Here is a 19602-nt window from a genome sequence, read left to right on the forward strand (position 1 = left end):
CGCATACTCACCGGTCAACCGACCCCTCGGGTCACTGGTCGCGGAAGCGGACGATCTTGACGAACTCCTCGACGTCCAGCGAGGCACCGCCGACCAGGGCGCCGTCCACGTCGGGCTGAGCCATGATCGCGGCGATGTTGCCGCCCTTGACCGAGCCGCCGTACTGGATGCGGACGCCGTCGGCCAGCTCCTGCGAGTACAGCTCCGCGAGGCGCCCGCGGATCGCGCCGCACACCTCCTGGGCGTCCTCGGGGGTGGCGACCTCGCCGGTGCCGATGGCCCACACCGGCTCGTACGCGATCACGATGGACGCGGCCTGCTCGGCGGGGATGCTCTTCAGCGCGCCGTCGAGCTGGGCGAGGGTGTATGCGACCTGGTCGCCTGCCCTGCGGACGTCGAGGCCTTCGCCGACGCAGAGGATCGGGGTCAGGCCGTGCTGGTAGGCGGCCTTCACCTTCTCGTTGCAGGTGGTGTCGGTCTCGCCGTGGTACTGGCGGCGCTCGGAGTGGCCCACGGCGACATAGGCACAGGCCAGCTTGGCGAGCATGGCGCCGGAGATCTCACCGGTGTAGGCGCCGGAGTCGTGCACCGACAGGTCCTGGGCGCCGTACTTGATCTTCAGCTTGTCGCCGTCGACGAGGGTCTGGACGGACCGCAGGTCGGTGAACGGCACCAGAACGGCGACCTCGGTGCCGTCGTAGTCCTTGTCGGTCAGGGCGAAGGCGAGCTTCTGGACGTGGGCGATGGCCTCCAGGTGGTTGAGGTTCATCTTCCAGTTGCCCGCCATCAGCGGGGTGCGTGCGCTCACGGTGTTCAGTCCTCCAGTGCGGCGAGGCCGGGAAGCGTCTTGCCTTCGAGGTATTCGAGGCTGGCTCCACCGCCCGTCGAGATGTGGCCGAATGCGTTCTCGTCGAAGCCCAGGGTGCGGACGGCGGCGGCGGAGTCCCCGCCGCCGACGACGCTGAATGCCGGGGAGTCGAGGAGCGCCTGGGCGACGGCCTTGGTGCCCTCGGCGTAGTCGGGGTGTTCGAAGACACCCATGGGGCCGTTCCAGAAGACGGTGCCGGCGTCCGCGAGCTTCGCGGCGTACAGCTCCCGGGTCCGCGGGCCGATGTCCAGGCCCTCCTGGTCGGCGGGGATGGCGTCCGCGCCGACGGTGCCGGGGCTGGTGGGCGCCTTGGTCTTCAGGTCGGGGAACTCGGACGAGATGAGGACGTCGACGGGGAGGACGAACTCCACGCCGCGCTTCTCGGCCCGGGCGAGGTACTCCAGGCAGACCGGGACCTGGTCCTCCTGGAGCAGCGAGATGCCGACCTCGTGGCCCTTGGCCTTGAGGAAGGTGTACGCCATGCCACCGCCGATCAGGATGCGGTCGGCCTTCTCCAGCAGGTTGTCGATGACGCCCAGCTTGTCGGAGACCTTGGCGCCGCCGAGGACGACCGCATACGGCCGCTTGACGTCCTCGGTGAGCTTCTTCAGGACGCCGACCTCGCCGGCGATGAGGTACCCGGCGTAGGAGGGCATGAGGCGCGGCAGCTCGTACACGGAGGCGTGCTGGCGGTGGACGGCGCCGAAGCCGTCACCGACGTACACGTCTGCGAGCGCTTCGAGGCGGGCGGCCAGTTCGGCGCGGGCGGCCGGGTCCTTGGAGGTCTCGCCGGGGTGGAAGCGCAGGTTCTCGATGACCGCGACCTCGCCGGGCTCCAGGCTGTTCACGGCGTCGTGGGCCTCGCTGCCGATGGTGTCGGCGGCGAAGGCCACGGACCGGCCCAGCAGCTCCGCGAGCCGCGCGGCGGCGGGGCGCAGCGAGAACTTCGGGTCGGGCTCGCCCTTGGGGCGGCCGAGGTGCGAGGCCACGACGACCTTGGCACCGGCCGCGATCAGGGCCTTGAGGGTGGGCAGAACGGCGCGGATGCGGCCGTCGTCGGTGATGGTGGTGCCGTCCAGCGGGACGTTGAGGTCGGCGCGGACGAAGACCCGCTTGCCCTGGACACCCTGGGCGAGAAGTTCGTCGATCGTCTTCATCGGTTTCGTGCTCCTTGGGAGGGACGGGGGCTCGGGGTTCGGCGCAAGCGACAGGGCCCGCGCAGCGCGGCCTTGCGCTGCCCGAGCCCTGTGCTCACATCGAGGTGCCTGCCCTGCTGCTGATCGTAGCGGTGCCGCCGATCAGAGCTGGTTGCCGACGAAGACGGTCAGGTCGACGAGGCGGTTGGAGTAGCCCCACTCGTTGTCGTACCAGCCGACGATCTTCACCTGCCTGCCCTGAGCCATCGTCAGGGACGAGTCGAAGGTGCAGGACGCGGGCCAGTTGACGATGTCGGAGGAGACGATCGGGTCGGCGGTGTACTCGAGGACGCCCTTCAGCTCGCCCTCGGCCGCCTTCTGGAAGGCGCTGTTGATCTCGTCCTTGGTGACCTCGCGGTCCAGTTCCACGACGAGGTCGGTGACGGAGCCGGTCGGGACCGGGACGCGCATGGCGATGCCGTCCAGCTTGCCCTTGAGCTGCGGGAGGACCAGCGCGGTGGCCTTCGCGGCACCCGTGGAGGTCGGGATGATGTTCTCCGCGGCGGCGCGGGCGCGGCGCAGGTCCTTGTGCGGGAAGTCCAGGATGCGCTGGTCGTTGGTGTAGGCGTGGACCGTCGTCATGAGGCCCTTGACGATGCCGAAGCTCTCGTCGAGCACCTTGGCCATCGGCGCCACGCAGTTGGTGGTGCAGGAGGCGTTGGAGATGACGTGGTGGTTGGCGGCGTCGTACTTGTCCTGGTTGACGCCCATCACGATGGTGACGTCCTCGTTCTTGGCGGGGGCCGAGATGAGGACCTTCTTCGCGCCGCCGGCGAGGTGCTTGGCCGCGTCGTCGCGGTTGGTGAAGATGCCGGTGGACTCGACGACGATGTCGACGCCCAGCTGCCCCCAGGGGATGTCGGCCGGGTCGCGCTCGGAGAGCACCTTGATGGTGTGGCCGTCGACGGTGATGGTGTCGGCGGTGTGGCTGACCTCGGCCTTCAGACGGCCCAGGATGGAGTCGTACTTCAGCAGGTGAGCGGTGGTCGCGGTGTCGCCCAGGTCGTTGACAGCCACGATCTCGATGTCAGCACCCTGCTCCAGCAGCGCGCGGAAGTAGTTACGACCGATGCGGCCGAAGCCGTTGATGCCTACGCGGATCGTCACGAACCGATCTCCTCGTTAGGTACGCCGGGTTTCGACGCCCGGCACGCATTATTTGGGATGTCCCCGACCGCCTATGACCCTACCTCTCCCAGAGCCCTGAAGTGACACCGCGCGCAGCGGGAAAACCCCCTTTCCCGCAAGCTACCGGCGAGTAGCACAAAGGGGCATTTCAGCGCTCATCCGAGGTGACGAGGGGTCGACCCGGACCCACCCGGAAGCACCTCACCCCCCGCCCCCAACAGGCTTGAAACGCCCGCCCGTCGGAGACGGGGCACATATTCGCATTACATATGCTGAACACATATGCGCCCGCCCCAGCTCATATGCGAAGCACGTATGTGAAGAGGCCCGCTCATATGCGGCCCGTGATTTTTTCGGCGCCCCGGGCGTTCCCGCCTCAGCCCACCAGGCCGTCGGCCATCTCCTCGGTGAGGTTGGACTCCGTGCCGGGGATGCCGAGGTCCGCCGCGCGCTTGTCGGCCATCGCCAGCAGCCGCCGGATCCGGCCCGCGACCGCGTCCTTCGTGAGCGGCGGGTCCGCGAGCGCGCCCAGTTCCTCCAGCGACGCCTGCTTGTGCTCCATGCGCAGCCGACCGGCCGCGGCGAGGTGCTCGGGCACGTCCTCCCCGAGGATCTCCAAGGCGCGCGCCACCCGGGCCCCGGCCGCGACGGCCGCACGGGCCGAGCGGCGCAGGTTGGCGTCGTCGAAGTTGGCCAGCCGGTTGGCGGTGGCGCGCACCTCGCGCCGCATCCGCCGCTCCTCCCAGGCCAGTACCGACTCGTGCGCGCCGAGCCGGGTCAGCAGCGCGCCGATCGCGTCACCGTCCCGGACGACGACCCGGTCCACGCCGCGCACCTCGCGGGCCTTCGCGGCGATGGACAGCCGTCGTGCGGCGCCCACCAGGGCGAGCGCGGCCTCCGGGCCCGGACAGGTGACCTCCAGGGACGAGGAACGCCCCGGCTCGGTCAGCGAGCCGTGCGCCAGGAACGCCCCGCGCCAGGCCGCCTCCGCGTCACAGGTGGCACCGGACACCACCTGCGGCGGCAGCCCCCGGATGGGACGGCCCCGCCCGTCGACCAGCCCGGTCTGCCGGGCCAGCTGGTCGCCGCCCGCCACGACCCGCACCACGAACCGGGAGCCCCGGCGCAGCCCGCCCGGGGCCATCACGATCAGCTCGGAGCCGTGTCCGAAGATCTCCGCGATGTCCCGCTTCAGGCGGCGCGCCGCCATCGCCGTGTCCAGCTCGGCCTCGATCACGATCCGCCCGCTGACCAGGTGCAGGCCCCCGGCGAACCGCAGCATCGACGAGACCTCCGCCTTTCTGCAGCACGTGCGGGTGACGGGAAGCCGGGAGACCTCGTCCTTCACCGCTGCCGTCATCGCCATGGGCCGATCCTTCCATGCATCCGAAAAATACGGTCGTACGCGGCGGCCAGCAGCTCCGGGTCGTGCCTGGGCAGCCCGTCCTCCCTGGCCACCGGCGCCAGCTCGACCGCGGCGCCGAGCCGCTTCGCGGCATCGGACAGCGACTCGCGGTCGGGCACGGCGGCCTCGTCGGCCAGCACCACGTCCAGCGAGAGTTTAGGGGCGTGTCGGCCCAAAACCTCCAAATGACGCTGCGGAGAGAACCCGGCGGTTTCCCCGGGCTGCGGAGCGAGGTTCAGCGACAGCACCCGCCGGGCCTTGGTCTCGGTGAGCGCCTCCAGCAGCTCCGGCACCAGCAGATGGGGGATCACCGACGAGAACCAGGAGCCGGGCCCGAGCACCACCCAGTCCGCGTCCCGTACCGCGGCCACCGCCTCCGGGACGGCCGGCGGGTCGTTCGGCACCAGGTGAACCGACTGCACCTCGCCGGGCGTGAGCGCCACGGTCGCCTGGCCCCGCACCAGGTCCACGTCCTTCGGCCGCTCCGGATCGTGCCCCCTGACCAGGGCCTGGAGCTCCAGCGGTACGGCGGACATGGGCAGCACCCGGCCGTGCGCGCCCAGCAGCCTGCCCACCAGGTCCAGGGCCTGGACGTGGTCCCCGAGCTGCTCCCACAGCGCGACGATCAGCAGGTTGCCGACCGCGTGCTCGTGCAGGTCGCCCTTGGACTGGAAGCGGTGCTGGATGACCCTGGCCCAGGTCTGTCCCCAGTCGTCGTCGCCGCACAGCGCGGCCAGCGCCTTGCGGAGGTCCCCGGGCGGCAGCACGCCCAGCTCCTCGCGGAGCCGGCCGCTGGAGCCCCCGTCGTCCGCGACGGTCACGACCGCCGTCAGGTCGCCGGTGATCCGGCGCAGCGCGGCGAGGGACGCGGACAGGCCCATGCCGCCCCCGAGGGCGACGACCTTGGGCTGGGCGCCGCGCCGGCGGAGCGCACGGGCGGAGAGGGTGCTCGTACGCCGTCGGTACGGGCGCCTCACTCGCGCCCCATGTCCCGGTGGACGACCACCGTCTCGACGCCCTCCGAGGCGAGCCGCGCGGCGAGCTTCTCGGACATGGCGACCGAGCGGTGCTTGCCGCCGGTGCAGCCCACGGCGATCGTCACATACCGCTTGCCCTCACGGCGGTAGCCCGCGGCGATGAGCTGGAGGAGTTCCGTGTAGCGGTCCAGGAACTCCTTGGCGCCCGGCTGGTTGAAGACGTAACCGGACACCTCGTCGTGGAGGCCGGTGAAGGGGCGCAGCTCCGGCACCCAGTGGGGGTTCGGCAGGAAGCGGCAGTCCACCACCAGATCGGCGTCGACCGGCAGGCCGTACTTGTAGCCGAAGGACATCACGGTGGCCCGCAGCTCGGGCTCCTCGTCCCCGGCGAACTGGGCGTCCATCTTGGCGCGCAGCTCGTGCACGTTCAGGCTGGACGTGTCGATCACCAGGTCGGCGTCGCCGCGCAGTTCACGCAGCAGGTCGCGCTCGGCGGCGATGCCGTCGACGATGCGGCCGTCACCCTGGAGCGGGTGCGGGCGGCGTACCGACTCGAAGCGCCGCACGAGGGCGTCGTCGGAGGACTCCAGGAAGACGATCCGGCGCGTGACGTGCTTGGCGTCCAGGTCGGCGAGGGACTCCCGCAGATTGTCGAAGAACTGGCGGCCCCGCACGTCGACGACGACGGCGATCCGGGCCACGTTGCCCTGCGAGCGGGCGCCCAGCTCCACCATGGTGGGGATGAGGGCGGGCGGCAGGTTGTCGACGACGAACCAGCCGAGGTCCTCCAGGCACTTCGCCGCGGTGCTGCGGCCGGCCCCGGACATGCCGGAGATGATCACCAGCTCGGGGATGGCCGCCGTCTCGGTTGCCGCCGCGGCCTCGGCCGGCGTGCCCGTACTGCTGCCCGTACTCACGTGTGCTGCTCCGTCTTCTCTGCGGTCTGGCTGCTGCGGCTGGTCGTTCATGTCCGGTCCCCGTCCGTGCGTGGTCCCCCCACGTTGTCACTCTTCAATGATCTCTCCTGTGGCCGTGTTCACGGCGGGACCGGCCGGAGCGGCCTGGGCGAGGGCCGCGGCGACGGCCTCGGCGGTCTTGCGGCCGAACCCCGGGACCTCGCAGATCTGCTCGATTGTCGCCTGCCGGAGCCGCTTCACCGAGCCGAAATGCTTGATCAGCGCCTTCCTGCGGGCCTCCCCGAGCCCCGGGACGGTGTCCAGGGGCCCGGCTTTGAGGCGCTTGGCGCGCTTGCTGCGCTGGTAGCGGATCGCGAAGTCGTGGGCGGTGTCGCGGACCCGCTGGAGCAGGTAGAGGCCCTCACTCGTACGGGGCAGGACGACGGGGTCGTCCTCGCCGGGCAGCCAGACCTCCTCCAGCCGCTTGGCGAGGCCGCAGACGGCCACGTCGTCGATCCCCAGCTCGTCCAGGGCCCGGCGGGCCGCGGCGACCTGCGGCTGCCCGCCGTCGACGACGACGAGCTGCGGGGGGTAGGCGAACTTCCGGGGCCGCCCTTCGTCCTCGGGGAGCGACACGTCGGCGGGCACGGTGTCCCCGGGCCCGGCGTCGCCGGAAGTCCCGGAGCCCTCCCCGTTCCGGCCGACCCACTCCCCCGTCCGCTCCTTCTCGGCGAGATAGCGGCGGAAGCGGCGGCTGACGACCTCGTGCATGGACCGGACGTCGTCCTGCCCTTCGAAGCCCTTGATCTGGAACCGCCGGTACTCACTCTTCCTCGGCAGCCCGTCCTCGAAGACGACCATGGAGGCGACGACGTCCTCCCCCTGGAGGTGGGAGATGTCGAAGCACTCGATACGGAGCGGCGCCCCGTCCAGCCCGAGGGCGTCCGCGATCTCCTCCAGAGCCCGGGAGCGGGTGGTGAGGTCGCTGGCGCGCTTGGTCTTGTGGAGGACGAGGGACTGCTGGGCGTTCCGGCCCACGGTCTCCATCAGGGCCTTCTTGTCGCCGCGCTGCGGCACCCGCAGGGACACCTGGGAGCCGCGCCGGTCACCGAGCCACTGGCTGACGGCCTCCGGGTCGTCGGGGAGCGCCGGTACGAGGACCTCCTTGGGGACGGCGTCGCCGCTCTCCTCGCCGTACAGCTGCTGGAGCGCGTGCTCGACGAGCCCGGCGGTGTCGACGGCCTCGACCTTGTCCGTGACCCAGCCGCGCTGGCCGCGCACCCGGCCGCCGCGGACGTGGAAGATCTGGACGGCGGCCTCCAGCTCGTCCTCCGCGACGGCGACGAGGTCGGCGTCGGTGGCGTCCGCGAGGACGACGGCGTTCTTCTCCATGGCCCGGCGCAGGGCCTCTATGTCGTCGCGCAGCCGCGCCGCCCTCTCGTACTCCATCTCGTCGGCCGCCGCCGTCATGTCCTTCTCGAGACGGCGGATGTAGGTGCCGGTGCGGCCGGCCATGAAGTCGCAGAACTCCTCGGCCAGTTCGCGATGGCCCTCGGGGCTGATCCGGCCGACGCAGGGGGCGGAGCACTTTCCGATGTAGCCGAGCAGGCAGGGCCGCCCGGTGCGGGCCGCGTTCCTGAAGACGCCCGAGGTGCACGTACGGACGGGGAACACACGCAACAGCAGGTCGACGGTCTCGCGGATCGCCCACGCGTGCGCGTACGGCCCGAAGTACCGCGTTCCCTTGTGCTTCTGGCCGCGCATGACCTGAACGCGCGGGAACTCCTCGCCGAGGGTGACGGCGAGGTAGGGATAGCTCTTGTCGTCGCGGTACTTGACGTTGAAGCGGGGGTCGAACTCCTTGATCCAGGAGTATTCGAGCTGGAGCGCCTCGACCTCGGTGGACACCACCGTCCACTCCACGGACGCGGCCGTGGTGACCATCGTCCGGGTACGCGGATGCAGACCCGCCAGGTCCTGGAAGTAGCTGGCGAGCCGCTGGCGCAGGGACTTGGCCTTGCCGACGTAGATCACCCGGCGGTGCTCGTCGCGGAACTTGTAGACCCCCGGCGAGTCGGGGATCTGTCCCGGCTTGGGTCGGTAACTGGAGGGGTCTGCCATGACCCACAGCCTACTTGCGGGCACTGACAACCCACCCGGTCACCGGACGGGCCGGTTTCAGCCCGTCCGGTTATCAACGACGAACGGTCGCGAAGCCGCGGCCAGGGGGGGATCATCGCGGAGCCCCCGCTTCCGGGAGAGCGCGGTGGGGGTTCTACCGCCGTCCACGGCGGCGGAGCCGCACCGCCGTCACCGCGCCCGCACCCGCCAGCAGCGCCGCTCCGGCACCGAGGCCGACGGACCCCGGACCGGAGGGCCCGGCCTCCGAGGGGGGCCCGTAGCCGCCGGCCGCGCCCTTCCGGGCGTACGCCGACCCCGGCAGCTTGTCCCCGTACGCGGCGGCCACGCGGGCGCGGTACGCCTCCAGCGTCGTCCCGTCCGCGCCGACGGCGCGCACCGCGTCCTCGTCCAGGGGCAGTACCCTCGCCCCCTCGCGGACGTACCAGGCGTCGATCTGCGGCTCACGGAACACCGTGCCGCCGGGCAGCAGCCGGGCGCCTTCCTCCGCGTACCGGATCTCGTCGTCGCCGGTCGCGATGTTCACGACCCGCCATCCCTTCCCGTCACTCTGCCGGGCGGTCCACACGGACGCCTTCCGCCCGTCGGCGGACACCGCGCGGGCGGCGTGGAACTCGACCCTCGCGACGGGCGCGCCGGGCCGCCCCGCGACGAAGTCGGGCGACAGGACGCGGACCGGAACGGGAGCGCCCTCGATGCGGGGCGGCCCGGCTGCCGCCGCACCGACCGCGCCGTCCCGCGCGAAGAACCGGGACAGCGTGGCGAGGGTGCCGGGGTCCTCGGACGCACTGCCGGGGGTGGGCGCGGCGAGGGCGGTGGGCGCGCCCAGCGCGAGGAGCAGGGCGGCGGTGAAGGCCGCTCGCGGCCAGATGCTGCGGGTCATCCGTCTCACGCCCCGATCCGGTAGAGCGAGTGGGTCCAGGAGAAGGAGCCGTTGTCGACGTACCAGGCGTGGGACGCCCAGTTGTAGCGGTCGCTGGAGGGCCAGGGGTCGCCCCAGTACACCCAGCTGCGCGAGTCGTCGTAGCCGTAGATCACGTGCATGTGGCCGCCGCCGCTCGACCACTGGATGCGGGTCTCGACGGGCCGGTCGGCGTTGATCTCGCTCTGCACGGTCGAGTAGCGCAGCCAGCCGTTGACGTACGAGCCGGGGCTGATCCCCGCCCAGCGCAGACCGGTCTGGACGTTGCCCAGCGTGGCCTGCCAGTTTGGGCAGTCGTAGCCCTGCCGCCGGTTGAAGGCGGCGTTGCAGAACTGGTTCTGGCTGTACCGGCGGCCGTACCAGGTGGCGATCGTGTTCCCGGCGGCGGCCCAGCACCAGTTGCTCTTCTGCTGGGCCTGCATGGTGATGCCGAGTCGCTTGTAGGCGAGCGCGGACTGCTCGTCGTGGCGTGGGGCGGCGGTGGCGGTGGCGGCGGCGGGGACCGCGAGGACGGCGGCGCAGAGGGCCGCCGTGATGAACGTGATGGGGTTGCGCATCGCGTTTCCTCCGTGGGGATGTGGGGAGGGAGGAGCGCGTCCGGACGCGTGTACCGAAGCATCAATTGTTGTCGGGGACAGGTCAACACGCTTGAATGCGGGATGACATCGCGGTGTGAGCGGAACCGGTTGACATGTGAACGACCGCCCCTGCCCGACCTGCCACCCGCCGCCGTGGCGGCGCGATGCCCCGCCTCCCGTACGTGAACGTTCACCGAGGAGCCCGTGTGGCGCACCACGACGCCCAGGCCGATCTGGCGCAGCTGCTGCGCACCGGCCCCTTCCACCTGGCGCTCCGTGCCGCCCTCGCGCTGCGCGGGCTGCCGCTGCAGAGGGTCCGGCACCATCTGGCGCACCGCGGCATCAGCGTGGGCGTGACGAGCCTGTGCTACTGGCAGCAGGGGGCGCGCCGGCCGCAGCGGCCGGAGTCGCTGCGGGCGGTGCGGGCGCTGGAGGAACTGCTCCAGCTTCCGTCCGGCTCACTGATCCGGCTGCTGCAGACCCCTCCGTACGGGAACGGCGACGGCGCCCGGACCGGGGCCGACCGCCCGCCGGCCCGCTCGTACCGGGCGCTGGTCGCGGCCTCGGGCGCGGTGGAGGGGCTGATCGCGGAGCTGGGCGCCCCCGCGGACGGCGGGCTGCACACGGTGGGTCACCACGAGCGGGTACGGATCGGGGCCGACCGCCGGCTGCTGAGGCGCGACTCGCTCCAGGTGGTGCGGGCGCACCGGGACGGGGTGGACCGCTATCTGGCCATCCACCACGGGGACCCCGGGTGCGATCCGGCGCGGGTCGCGGTGCCGGCAGGTGACAACTGCCGCACCGGCCGGGTGCGGACCCACCCGGAGACCGGGGTGGTGGTGGCCGAGCTGCTCTTCGACACCCGGCTCCGCTCCGGGGACACGTACGTCTTCGGGTACGGGTTCGAGGACGGCACGGGCGGGGTGAGCACGGAGTACGTGCGCGGGTTCAGCTTCGCGGGCGGGCAGTACGTGCTCCAGGTGGGGTTCCACGAGGACGCCCTCCCGGTGCGGTGCCTCCGCTTCGCCCAGGCGTCCGCGGGGTCGCCGCGCGGGGCCCGGGGCGACCTGACGCTGACCGGACGGCACCGCACGGTGCACCTGGTGGAGCAGGGGGTACGCCCCGGGATCCTGGGCATCGCCTGGGACTGGGACTAGGCGGAACGCCCCGGCTTCAGGCCTCAGGACCGGCGATCAGCTTCCCGCCCTCCACACGTACAGGCACCTCGGGCAGCGGAACCGTGGCGGGTCCCTTGAGGGACTTGCCGGTCGTCACGTCGAAGCGGCTGCCGTGGCAGGGGCAGTTGCCCTCGTTCTCCACGATCTTGTCGAGTACGCACCCGGCGTGGGTGCACTGGGCGCTGAAGGCCCTGTACTCGCCCTGGGCCGGGCGGTGCACGAGCAGCCGCTGCTCCCGGAAGAGTTTCGCGCCGCCGACGGGGATGCCCTCCGGGGCGCCGAGGTCCACGGGGGCGGTGGGAGTGGGGGTCTGGGCGTGGCCGACCTTGGAGTCGGTGGAGCAGGCGGCGGCCCCGAGCCCGCCGACTCCGGCGAGCGCGGCGCCCTTCAGCACGGTACGGCGGGCGGCAGGCAGACCGGACATGAGCTGCTCCATCGAAAGGCGGGGAAGTGAACCGGCCCCGACGATACCCACCCAGACCGCCACGGCTCCCCCCGGGTGGGACCTCCGGCCCGACCAGGCCCGGAGGTCCCACCCACACGTGCCCGGCCGCCCCTGGCGCCGTACTCCGTTCCGCCCTGTGCGGCCTGCCGCCACCCCGGGCCGCGCGCCACCTTCCGGGTGGACGAGTCGGGCTGTTCCGGGGGCTCACCGCCTCACGAAGGCTCCTGCGGGCCCATGTCCCGGGCGGCTCCCCTCACCGCCGCCGGGGCCGCTCCCTCCGCGCCCCTTCCGCCGGACCGGCGGCCGCACGCCGGTGCAGGCGCGGGCATCCCGGGCCGCGGGGCCGGCGTTCCGCCGAGGACCATGGGGGTCCTGCCGCTCGAACGCAGCGCAAGAGCCCGGGGGCGGTGGACACGGCGGAACGGGCCCTGGGGCCCGAACGCCCCGCACCCACCGGCACCCCGGGCGCCGGGGCCGCCCTCACTTGCGGGAGCGGCGGGTGGGCCTGGCCTTCACGGGTGCGGCGTCACTGATGCGGTCGGCGTCCAGAATGTCGCGCAGGAACTTGCCCGTGTGACTCGTCGGCACCCCCGCGACCTGCTCCGGCGTGCCCTCGGCCACCACGAGCCCGCCGCCGCTCCCGCCCTCGGGCCCCATGTCGACGATCCAGTCCGCCGTCTTGATGACATCGAGGTTGTGCTCGATGACGATCACCGTGTTGCCCTTGTCGACCAGGTTCGACAGCACCTTGATCAGCTTCGAGATGTCCTCGAAGTGCAGGCCCGTCGTCGGCTCGTCCAGGACGTACACCGTCCGCCCCGTGGACCGCTTCTGCAGCTCGCTCGCGAGCTTCACCCGCTGCGCCTCACCGCCCGACAGTGTCGGCGCGGACTGGCCGAGCCGCACGTACCCGAGCCCCACCTCGTTGAGGGTCTTCAGGTGGCGGGAGATCGTCGGCACCGCCTCGAAGAAGTGCAGGGCCTCCTCGATGGGCATGTCCAGCACCTCCGCGATGGACTTGCCCTTGTAGTGGACCTCCAGGGTCTCCCGGTTGTAGCGCGCCCCGTGACAGACCTCGCACGGGACGTACACGTCGGGGAGGAAGTTCATCTCGATCTTGATGGTGCCGTCGCCGGAGCAGTTCTCGCAGCGCCCGCCCTTCACGTTGAAGGAGAACCGGCCCGGCAGGTACCCGCGGACCTTCGCCTCCATCGTCTCCGCGAACAGCTTGCGGACGTGATCGAAGACCCCGGTGTACGTCGCCGGGTTGGACCGCGGCGTACGGCCGATGGGCGACTGGTCGACATGCACGACCTTGTCGACCAGGTCGTCCCCGGCCACGCGCGTGTGCCGCCCGGGCACGGACTTCGCACCGTTCAGCTCGCGTGCGAGGTGCGTGTAGAGGATGTCGTTGACCAGTGTCGACTTGCCGGAGCCGGAGACGCCCGTGACCGCCGTGAGGACCCCCAGCGGGAACGACACGTCGATGTCCCGCAGGTTGTTCTCCCGCGCCCCGTGGACGGTCAGCCTCCGGGACGGGTCCACGGGCCGCCGCACGTCCGGCAGGGCGATGGACCTCTTCCCGGCCAGGTACTGCCCGGTCATCGACTGCTTGTTGGTCAGCAGCTGCTTCAAGGGGCCGGAGTGGACGACCTTGCCGCCGTGCTCACCGGCACCCGGGCCGATGTCGACGACCCAGTCCGCGATCTTGATGGTGTCCTCGTCGTGCTCGACGACGATGAGCGTGTTCCCCATGTCCCGGAGCCGTACGAGGGTCTCGATCAGCCGGTGGTTGTCACGCTGGTGCAGGCCGATGGACGGCTCGTCCAGCACGTACAGGACACCCACCAGGCCGGAGCCGATCTGCGTGGCGAGCCGGATCCGCTGGGCCTCGCCGCCGGAGAGGGTGCCCGCTGCGCGGTTGAGGGACAGGTAGTCGAGGCCGACGTCGACCAGGAACCGCAGCCGTTCGTTGACCTCCTTCAGCACCCGCTCCGCGATCTTCTTGTCACGGGCGTTGAGTGTGAGCCGGCCGAGGAACTCGGCACACTCGCTGATCGACATGGCGGAGACCTCGGCGATGGACCTCTCCATGACCGTCACGGCCAGCACGATCGGCTTCAGCCGGGTGCCCTCACAGGTGGGGCAGGGCACCTCGCGCATGTAGCCCTCGAAACGCTCCCGGCTGGAGTCGCTCTCGGCCTCGCTGTGCCGCCGCTTCACGAAGGAGACGGCGCCTTCGAAGGCGGGGGTGGTGTACGCCCGCTCCCTGCCGTACCGGTTGCGGTAGCGGACCTCGACCTGGGTCTTGTGGCCGTACAGGAGCGCCTTCCGCGCCCGCTGCGGCAGTCCGGCCCACGGGATGTCGGTGCGGAAGCCCAGCGCGTCGGCCAGGCCGCCGATGAGCCGCCCGAAGTACTCCTTGGTGTGACCGTGCGACCACGGGTGGATCGCGCCCTCGTCCAGCGACTTGTCGGGGTCGGGGACGACCAGCTCCGCGTCGACCTCCATGCGCGTGCCGATACCGGTGCAGTCGGGGCAGGCGCCGAAGGGGGAGTTGAACGAGAAGGAGCGGGGCTCCAGCTCCTCGAAGGACAGGTCGTCGTACGGGCAGTACAGGTGCTCCGAGTACATCTTCTCGCGCTCGGGGTCGTCCTCGGGGAGGTCGACGAAGTCGAGCACGACCATGCCGCCGGAGAGACCCAGCGCGGTCTCGACGGAGTCGGTGAGGCGCCGCTTGGCGCTGTCCTTGACGGTGAGGCGGTCCACGACCACCTCGATGGTGTGCTTCTCCTGCTTCTTCAGCTTGGGCGGCTCTGTGAGCTGGATCGTCGCGCCGTCGACCCGGGCCCGGCTGTAACCCTTGGTCTGGAGGTCGGAGAACAGGTCGACGAACTCGCCCTTGCGCTCGCGCACCAGCGGGGACAGCACCTGGAAGCGGCTGCCCTCGGGGAGCTCGAGCACCTTGTCCACGATGGCCTGCGGCGACTGGCGGGAGATGGGGCGGCGGCACTCCGGGCAGTGCGGCTTGCCGATGCGCGCGAAGAGCAGCCGCAGGTAGTCGTACACCTCGGTGATCGTGCCGACCGTGGAGCGCGGGTTGCGCGAGGTCGACTTCTGGTCGATCGAGACGGCCGGGGACAGGCCCTCGATGAAATCGACGTCGGGCTTGTCCATCTGGCCGAGGAACTGGCGGGCGTACGAGGACAGCGACTCGACGTACCGCCGCTGCCCCTCCGCGAAGATCGTGTCGAACGCGAGGGACGACTTGCCGGAGCCGGACAGGCCGGTGAAGACGATGAGCGAGTCACGCGGGAGGTCGAGCGAGACGTTCTTCAGGTTGTGCTCGCGCGCGCCACGGACGATGAGACGGTCGGCCACGCCGGTCCGCACCTTTCTTGAGAGAAGCGGGGGCACAGCCCCCGTCCCAGACTGTTCCAGCCTATGGGGGGCCGCCGGATGGATGAATCCCTGGCTTTCCAGGATGCCTCCACCGAGCGTATAGCACGTGTATTCGATTTTGGGCGCCTTGCCGTCACCTTCACCCGAACGAGTGGCGGCGCTAGGGTCAGCAGCATGATCGACCACGCACATGACCTGGCCTCGGTACGCGAGGCGACCGACCGGCTGCTCAGCGCCGCCGCCACCCTCGACAACGCGGCCGTGGCCGCCCCGTCACGGCTGCCCGGCTGGACCCGCGGTCACGTCCTGGCCCACCTGGCCCGCAACGCCGACGCCCTGGTCAACGTCCTCCAGGGCCGCCCCATGTACGCGAGCGCCGAGGCCCGCGAGGCCGACATCGAGCAGGGCGCCCCCCGCCCCCTGGAGGCCCAGCTCGCGGACGTGCGCGAGACGGCCGCCCGCTTCCAGGCCGAGGGCGCGGCCCCGGCCGACTGGAGCCGCACGGTCGAGCTGCGCAACGGCGTCACCGACCGGGCCGCACGCATCCCCTTCCGCCGCCTCATCGAGGTCGAGCTGCACCACGTCGACCTCGGCGTGGGCTACGAGCTGGAGGACCTGCCGAAGGAGTTCACCGAGCGGGAGATCGGCTTCCTGACGGAGCGGTTCTCCGGGCACCCGGACGTGGCGCCCGCCACGGTCACCGCCGACGGCGGCGGCAGCTGGACCACCGGCGGCGCGGCGGGCGCGGCGGCGGTCGAGGTCCGCGGCCCGGCAGCCGAGCTGCTCGGCTGGCTCTGCGGGCGCCGCGACGGCTCCGCCCTCACCGTGACCGGCGGCCCGCTCCCGAAGCTGCCCCCGCTATAGGCTGAACTCATGACGTACAGCGGAGCGGTGAAGGTCGGCGGTCCTGCGGACGTGCACGAGCTGGCGGACCTGATCATTTCGAAGGTCGCGGTCGGCCCGATGGACAACAACGCGTATCTGCTGCGCTGCCGGACCACCGGCGAGCAGCTGCTGATCGACGCGGCGAACGAGCCGCACACGCTGCTGCAGCTGATCGGTGACGACGGCATCGCGTCCGTCGTCACCACCCACCGGCACCAGGACCACTGGAACGCCCTGCGCGAGGTCGTCGACGCGACCGGCGCCCGCACCTACGCCGGGCGGTACGACGCGGAGGGCATCCCGGTCCCGACAGACGTACCGCTGGACGACGGGGACACGGTACGGATCGGCCGGGTCGAGCTGACGGCCCGCCACCTGAAGGGGCACACACCCGGCTCGATCGCGCTGGTCTACGACGACCCGCACGGCCATCCGCACGTGTTCACCGGCGACTGCCTGTTCCCCGGCGGTGTCGGCAACACCTGGAAGGACCCGGACGCCTTCGCGAGCCTGCTGCACGACGTGGAGACCAAGCTCTTCGACGTGCTGCCGGACGAGACATGGGTGTACCCGGGACACGGCAAGGACACCACGCTCGGGGACGAGCGCCCGCAGCTGCCGGAATGGCGCGCACGCGGCTGGTGAGCCCGCCGGCCGACCGGTGACGTCGGTCAGGGCGTCTGGTCCTCCAGCACGTCGCAGTTGACGAACCGGGTGGGGCGGGTGCACAGGGCCTCCAGGCGCTGTGCCATCTGCTGGGTGCGGGGGTCCTCGTTGTTGCGCGTCGCGTCCTCGTACGAGCGGAACTCGACGACCGCGTAGTAGCGGTCGGGGTTGTCGCGGTCCCTGAGGAGCAGACTCCGCTCGGGACTGTAGTCGCGGCGCTCGGCCTCCGCGTCCCACCCGTCCATCAGGGTGCGCATCTCGTCCATGCGCGTGGTCTCGAAGTCGACGATCTGTGTGAATTTCATGACATCACGCAAACACCGCCCGGGGGCCGCGGCAACCCGGGCGGTGTCCGGTCTGGTCCGCCCGGGTCAGACGCCGGCGGACTTCCGCGCGTCGTCCCCGGCGGCAGGGTTCCGCCGGGCGGCCACGAGGCTGGTGACGGTCGTGACGACCAGGACACCGCAGATCACGCCCAGCGAGACCGGGGTGGAGATCTCGGGGACGTGCACCCCGGACTCGTGCAGGGCGTGCAGGACCAGCTTCACGCCGATGAACCCGAGGATCACGGACAGGCCGTAGCTGAGGTGGACCAGCTTCTGGAGCAGGCCGCCGATGAGGAAGTACAGCTGACGCAGCCCCATCAGCGCGAAGGCGTTGGCCGTGAAGACGATGTACGGGTCCTGGGTGAGGCCGAAGATCGCGGGGATGGAGTCCAGCGCGAACAGCAGGTCGGTGGTGCCGATGGCGAGCATGACGACCATCAGCGGGGTCAGCACCCGCTTGCCGTTGACGCGGATGAACAGCTTGGTCTCGTGGTAGCGGTCGGACACGCCGAAGCGCTTCTCGATGGACTTGAGGAGCCGGTTCTCCTCGAACTCCTCCTCCGGCTCGTCCGAGGAGGCCTCCTTGACCAGCTTCCAGGCGGTGTAGATCAGGAAGGCGCCGAAGATGTAGAAGACCCACGAGAAGGTGGTGATGATCGCGGCGCCGGCGGCGATGAAGACCGCACGCATGACCAGCGCGATCAGCACCCCGACGAGGAGGACCCGCTGCTGGAGGTGGGAGGGGACGGCGAACTTCGCCATGATCAGGACGAAGACGAACAGGTTGTCGACGCTGAGGGACTTCTCCGTGATGTACCCCGCGAAGAACTCCCCGGACGCCTGGCTCTCCCCGGCCAGGAACAGCCCGAGGCCGAACAGCACGGCGAGGACGATCCAGACGACCGTCCAGATCCCGGCCTCCCGGACCGAGACGTCATGGGGCTTGCGGCCGATGACGAAGTCGACAGCGATCAGGGCGAGGAGACCGAGGACGGTCGCCGCCCACACGGTCAGGGATACGTGCATGCTTCCTCCGGCGTCGTACGGCTGCCGTTCGGCGTCGCCGTTGCCGGAGGTCTCTTCCACCCCGGGCGGGCCCCTGGTGACGGGCCGCCGCTGGGCCGACGCCCCGGGACCGGTCTTCCGTCCGACCGTCCGTACTGACGGGCACGCCGCAGACGGGAGTACTCCCCTCCGTGGGAAGTACGGTACCCGAAACACCAAAGAAAGGTAAAGGGAACGGCAAAGGATGACCAAGCGTGGAGGTGCAGGGCCGCTCACGCCGAGGCGGGGCGGCCTTGTCGGTCAGCGGCCCCAGCTCCGGCGGGTCTCGGCCACCCGCGTGAGGACCTGGCCCAGGACACCGCTGCCCTCCGGTACCCCGGGCGGTTCGTACGTCCACGCGTGACCCACCCACGGGTCCGCCAGGTGGTCGTCCGGGACCGGCGTCAGCCGCAGCAGCGAGCGCCACAGCGGATCCAGCACGGGGCCGAAGGCACGGGTGTCCTCACGGTCCGCGACCATCAGGAGGTGCACGCCGACCGCCGGGCCCTCGTCCGCGAGGTAGCGCAGCTGGTTGACGGCCCGGTCGTCGAAGCCGTGCGGGAAGTCGTTGACGATCAGCAGCTGTTCGGCGGTGTCCAGGTCGCGCGGCAGGGAGTCGGCCCCCGCTCCGGCGCGTGCGGCCATCTGCAGCAGGTCCACACGCTGCGTCAGCCGGGACAGGACGGCGGCCACCCCGGCCGCACCGGTCGCCGCGGGCGCCGCCAGGACGCCCGCCTCGGTGAGCGGCGCGAAGGCGGCGGTCCCGGCGCCCGCCGGGTCGATCACATGGACCGTGAACTCGCCCGGCGGATAGACAGCGAGCAGCCGGGCGGCATGGGCGACGGCGGTGTCCAGGGCAAGCCGCCGCAGCCGCGCCTCGTCCATGAACCGGGCCTCCTGGGAGCCGCGTCGACCGCAGTCCACCCACAGGCCGCGCTCCAGCGGCAGCCGGACCAGCATGGGGACGCGCAGACCGGGCCGCTCGGAGAGGTGCAGATCACCCAGACGCAGGGCCATGGGGATCTCCATGGGGACGCGGTAGGCGTGCCACACCGGGTTGTCCCAGCCCGCGAAAGCGGGCGGCAGGGCCGGTTCGACCACCGCGGACTCGGCGGCCAGCTGGTCCAGGTCCCGGTCGAGCGCCTCGCGGGCCCGGTCGGTGAGTTCCTCGCACCGGGCCCGGGCAGCCGCGCGGGCCTCGTCCCCGGCCGTGCCGATACGGCTGCGCGGGTCGGACAGGACCTGGTCCAGTTCCTGCTCCATGCGGGACTCCGCGAAGTCGACCGCGCTGCGGTAGGCGGCGACGGCCCTGGCCAGGTCCTCGAACATGCCCCAGACCTGGTTGTAGAGCCGCTCCTCCAGGGACCACCCGGTAGCGTCCCCGGCCACGGGAGCGGCCGGCCGGCCGGGCTCCGCGGGCGCCGGGGCAGGCGGAGGCGGCGGAGGCGCGGTGGTCTGACGGCGAGGGTGCGTGTAGTCGATGCGCCCGCCCCCGCTCCCCCGCGCGTCCGCCCCGGCCGCCGGACCGACGCCGGGCGCGGTGGCGG

General features: G+C 71.3%; 17 protein-coding genes. 3 read left to right on the plus strand and 14 right to left on the minus strand.

From position 1 onward, the window contains the following. Window positions 1-31 precede the first annotated feature (31 nt). The 9 genes from tpiA to I3F58_RS08770 form a co-directional block, all read right to left on the minus strand. Window positions 32-808 (minus strand): triose-phosphate isomerase, encoded by a 777-nt coding sequence (gene tpiA, locus I3F58_RS08730; RefSeq protein ID WP_240107695.1) that lies wholly within the window; start codon window positions 806-808, stop codon window positions 32-34. Window positions 809-813: 5 nt separating this feature from the next. Continuing rightward, the gene (pgk, locus tag I3F58_RS08735; RefSeq protein ID WP_240107696.1) at window positions 814-2025 is read right to left on the minus strand and encodes a phosphoglycerate kinase; all 1212 of its coding nucleotides are present in this window, start codon (window positions 2023-2025) and stop codon (window positions 814-816) included. A gap of 141 nt (window positions 2026-2166) precedes the next feature. Next, window positions 2167-3171, minus strand: a complete 1005-nt coding sequence (gene gap, locus I3F58_RS08740) for a type I glyceraldehyde-3-phosphate dehydrogenase (RefSeq protein ID WP_240107697.1) — start codon at window positions 3169-3171, stop codon at window positions 2167-2169. A 397-nt stretch (window positions 3172-3568) separates the two neighbouring features. Beyond that, window positions 3569-4558: a DNA-binding protein WhiA gene (gene whiA, locus I3F58_RS08745; protein WP_240107698.1), complete on the minus strand. Its 990-nt coding sequence runs from the start codon at window positions 4556-4558 to the stop codon at window positions 3569-3571. After that, entirely contained in the window at window positions 4549-5574 is a 1026-nt protein-coding gene (gene yvcK, locus I3F58_RS08750; protein WP_240107699.1) for a uridine diphosphate-N-acetylglucosamine-binding protein YvcK, read from the minus strand. Before yvcK ends, whiA begins: the two co-directional genes overlap by 10 nt. Next, window positions 5571-6542, minus strand: coding sequence for an RNase adapter RapZ (gene rapZ / locus I3F58_RS08755; protein ID WP_240107700.1), 972 nt, complete (start codon window positions 6540-6542; stop codon window positions 5571-5573). Before rapZ ends, yvcK begins: the two co-directional genes overlap by 4 nt. 36 nt (window positions 6543-6578) lie before the next feature. Beyond that, a complete protein-coding gene (gene uvrC / locus I3F58_RS08760) occupies window positions 6579-8591 on the minus strand; it encodes an excinuclease ABC subunit UvrC (protein WP_240107701.1) in 2013 nt (670 codons plus the stop codon). A 154-nt stretch (window positions 8592-8745) separates the two neighbouring features. Continuing rightward, window positions 8746-9492: a hypothetical protein gene (locus tag I3F58_RS08765; protein WP_240107702.1), complete on the minus strand. Its 747-nt coding sequence runs from the start codon at window positions 9490-9492 to the stop codon at window positions 8746-8748. A 5-nt stretch (window positions 9493-9497) separates the two neighbouring features. After that, entirely contained in the window at window positions 9498-10088 is a 591-nt protein-coding gene (locus tag I3F58_RS08770) for a papain-like cysteine protease family protein (RefSeq protein WP_240107703.1), read from the minus strand. A 185-nt stretch (window positions 10089-10273) separates the two neighbouring features. Here I3F58_RS08770 and I3F58_RS08775 point away from each other — a divergent pair, with 185 nt between their 5' ends. Beyond that, window positions 10274-11266: a hypothetical protein gene (locus I3F58_RS08775; protein WP_240107704.1), complete on the plus strand. Its 993-nt coding sequence runs from the start codon at window positions 10274-10276 to the stop codon at window positions 11264-11266. A gap of 16 nt (window positions 11267-11282) precedes the next feature. Here I3F58_RS08775 and I3F58_RS08780 read toward each other — a convergent pair whose 3' ends face one another. Both I3F58_RS08780 and uvrA read right to left on the minus strand, forming a co-directional pair. Continuing rightward, the gene (locus I3F58_RS08780; RefSeq protein ID WP_240107705.1) at window positions 11283-11711 is read right to left on the minus strand and encodes a Rieske (2Fe-2S) protein; all 429 of its coding nucleotides are present in this window, start codon (window positions 11709-11711) and stop codon (window positions 11283-11285) included. 501 nt (window positions 11712-12212) lie between these two features. Further along, window positions 12213-15113 carry an excinuclease ABC subunit UvrA gene (gene uvrA / locus I3F58_RS08785; RefSeq protein ID WP_240107706.1) on the minus strand — a complete coding sequence of 967 codons (2901 nt, stop codon included), beginning with the start codon at window positions 15111-15113 and terminating at the stop codon, window positions 12213-12215. Between the two features lie 195 nt (window positions 15114-15308). On the opposite strand from uvrA, the gene I3F58_RS08790 reads away from it, so the two are divergent. Further along, window positions 15309-15998: a maleylpyruvate isomerase family mycothiol-dependent enzyme gene (locus tag I3F58_RS08790; protein ID WP_240107707.1), complete on the plus strand. Its 690-nt coding sequence runs from the start codon at window positions 15309-15311 to the stop codon at window positions 15996-15998. 9 nt (window positions 15999-16007) lie between these two features. Further along, window positions 16008-16664, plus strand: coding sequence for an MBL fold metallo-hydrolase (locus I3F58_RS08795; protein ID WP_240107708.1), 657 nt, complete (start codon window positions 16008-16010; stop codon window positions 16662-16664). A gap of 26 nt (window positions 16665-16690) precedes the next feature. On the opposite strand, the gene I3F58_RS08800 is transcribed toward I3F58_RS08795, so the two are convergent. The 3 genes from I3F58_RS08800 to I3F58_RS08810 form a co-directional block, all read right to left on the minus strand. Then, window positions 16691-16990 (minus strand): hypothetical protein, encoded by a 300-nt coding sequence (locus tag I3F58_RS08800; RefSeq protein WP_240107709.1) that lies wholly within the window; start codon window positions 16988-16990, stop codon window positions 16691-16693. A gap of 66 nt (window positions 16991-17056) precedes the next feature. Further along, window positions 17057-18037 (minus strand): TerC family protein, encoded by a 981-nt coding sequence (locus I3F58_RS08805; RefSeq protein WP_240107710.1) that lies wholly within the window; start codon window positions 18035-18037, stop codon window positions 17057-17059. Window positions 18038-18316: 279 nt separating this feature from the next. Next, window positions 18317-19602: export associated protein (locus I3F58_RS08810; protein WP_240107711.1), on the minus strand; the 1286-nt coding region annotated here is incomplete at its 5' end.

This window comes from Streptomyces sp. MUM 203J (genome assembly GCF_022414595.1).
Classification (GTDB): Bacteria; Actinomycetota; Actinomycetes; order Streptomycetales; family Streptomycetaceae; genus Streptomyces.

Coding starts and splice junctions, on each gene's coding strand:
- I3F58_RS08805 (WP_240107710.1), bottom strand. CDS start 18,037: ATGCACGTATCCCTGACCGTGTGGGCGGCGACCGTCCTCGGTCTCCTC.
- I3F58_RS08800 (WP_240107709.1), bottom strand. CDS start 16,990: ATGAAATTCACACAGATCGTCGACTTCGAGACCACGCGCATGGACGAG.
- I3F58_RS08780 (WP_240107705.1), bottom strand. CDS start 11,711: ATGTCCGGTCTGCCTGCCGCCCGCCGTACCGTGCTGAAGGGCGCCGCG.
- pgk (WP_240107696.1), bottom strand. CDS start 2,025: ATGAAGACGATCGACGAACTTCTCGCCCAGGGTGTCCAGGGCAAGCGG.
- I3F58_RS08790 (WP_240107707.1), top strand. CDS start 15,309: ATGATCGACCACGCACATGACCTGGCCTCGGTACGCGAGGCGACCGAC.
- I3F58_RS08775 (WP_240107704.1), top strand. CDS start 10,274: ATGCCCCGCCTCCCGTACGTGAACGTTCACCGAGGAGCCCGTGTGGCG.
- whiA (WP_240107698.1), bottom strand. CDS start 4,558: ATGGCGATGACGGCAGCGGTGAAGGACGAGGTCTCCCGGCTTCCCGTC.
- I3F58_RS08770 (WP_240107703.1), bottom strand. CDS start 10,088: ATGCGCAACCCCATCACGTTCATCACGGCGGCCCTCTGCGCCGCCGTC.
- I3F58_RS08765 (WP_240107702.1), bottom strand. CDS start 9,492: ATGACCCGCAGCATCTGGCCGCGAGCGGCCTTCACCGCCGCCCTGCTC.
- rapZ (WP_240107700.1), bottom strand. CDS start 6,542: ATGAACGACCAGCCGCAGCAGCCAGACCGCAGAGAAGACGGAGCAGCA.
- uvrC (WP_240107701.1), bottom strand. CDS start 8,591: ATGGCAGACCCCTCCAGTTACCGACCCAAGCCGGGACAGATCCCCGAC.
- I3F58_RS08795 (WP_240107708.1), top strand. CDS start 16,008: ATGACGTACAGCGGAGCGGTGAAGGTCGGCGGTCCTGCGGACGTGCAC.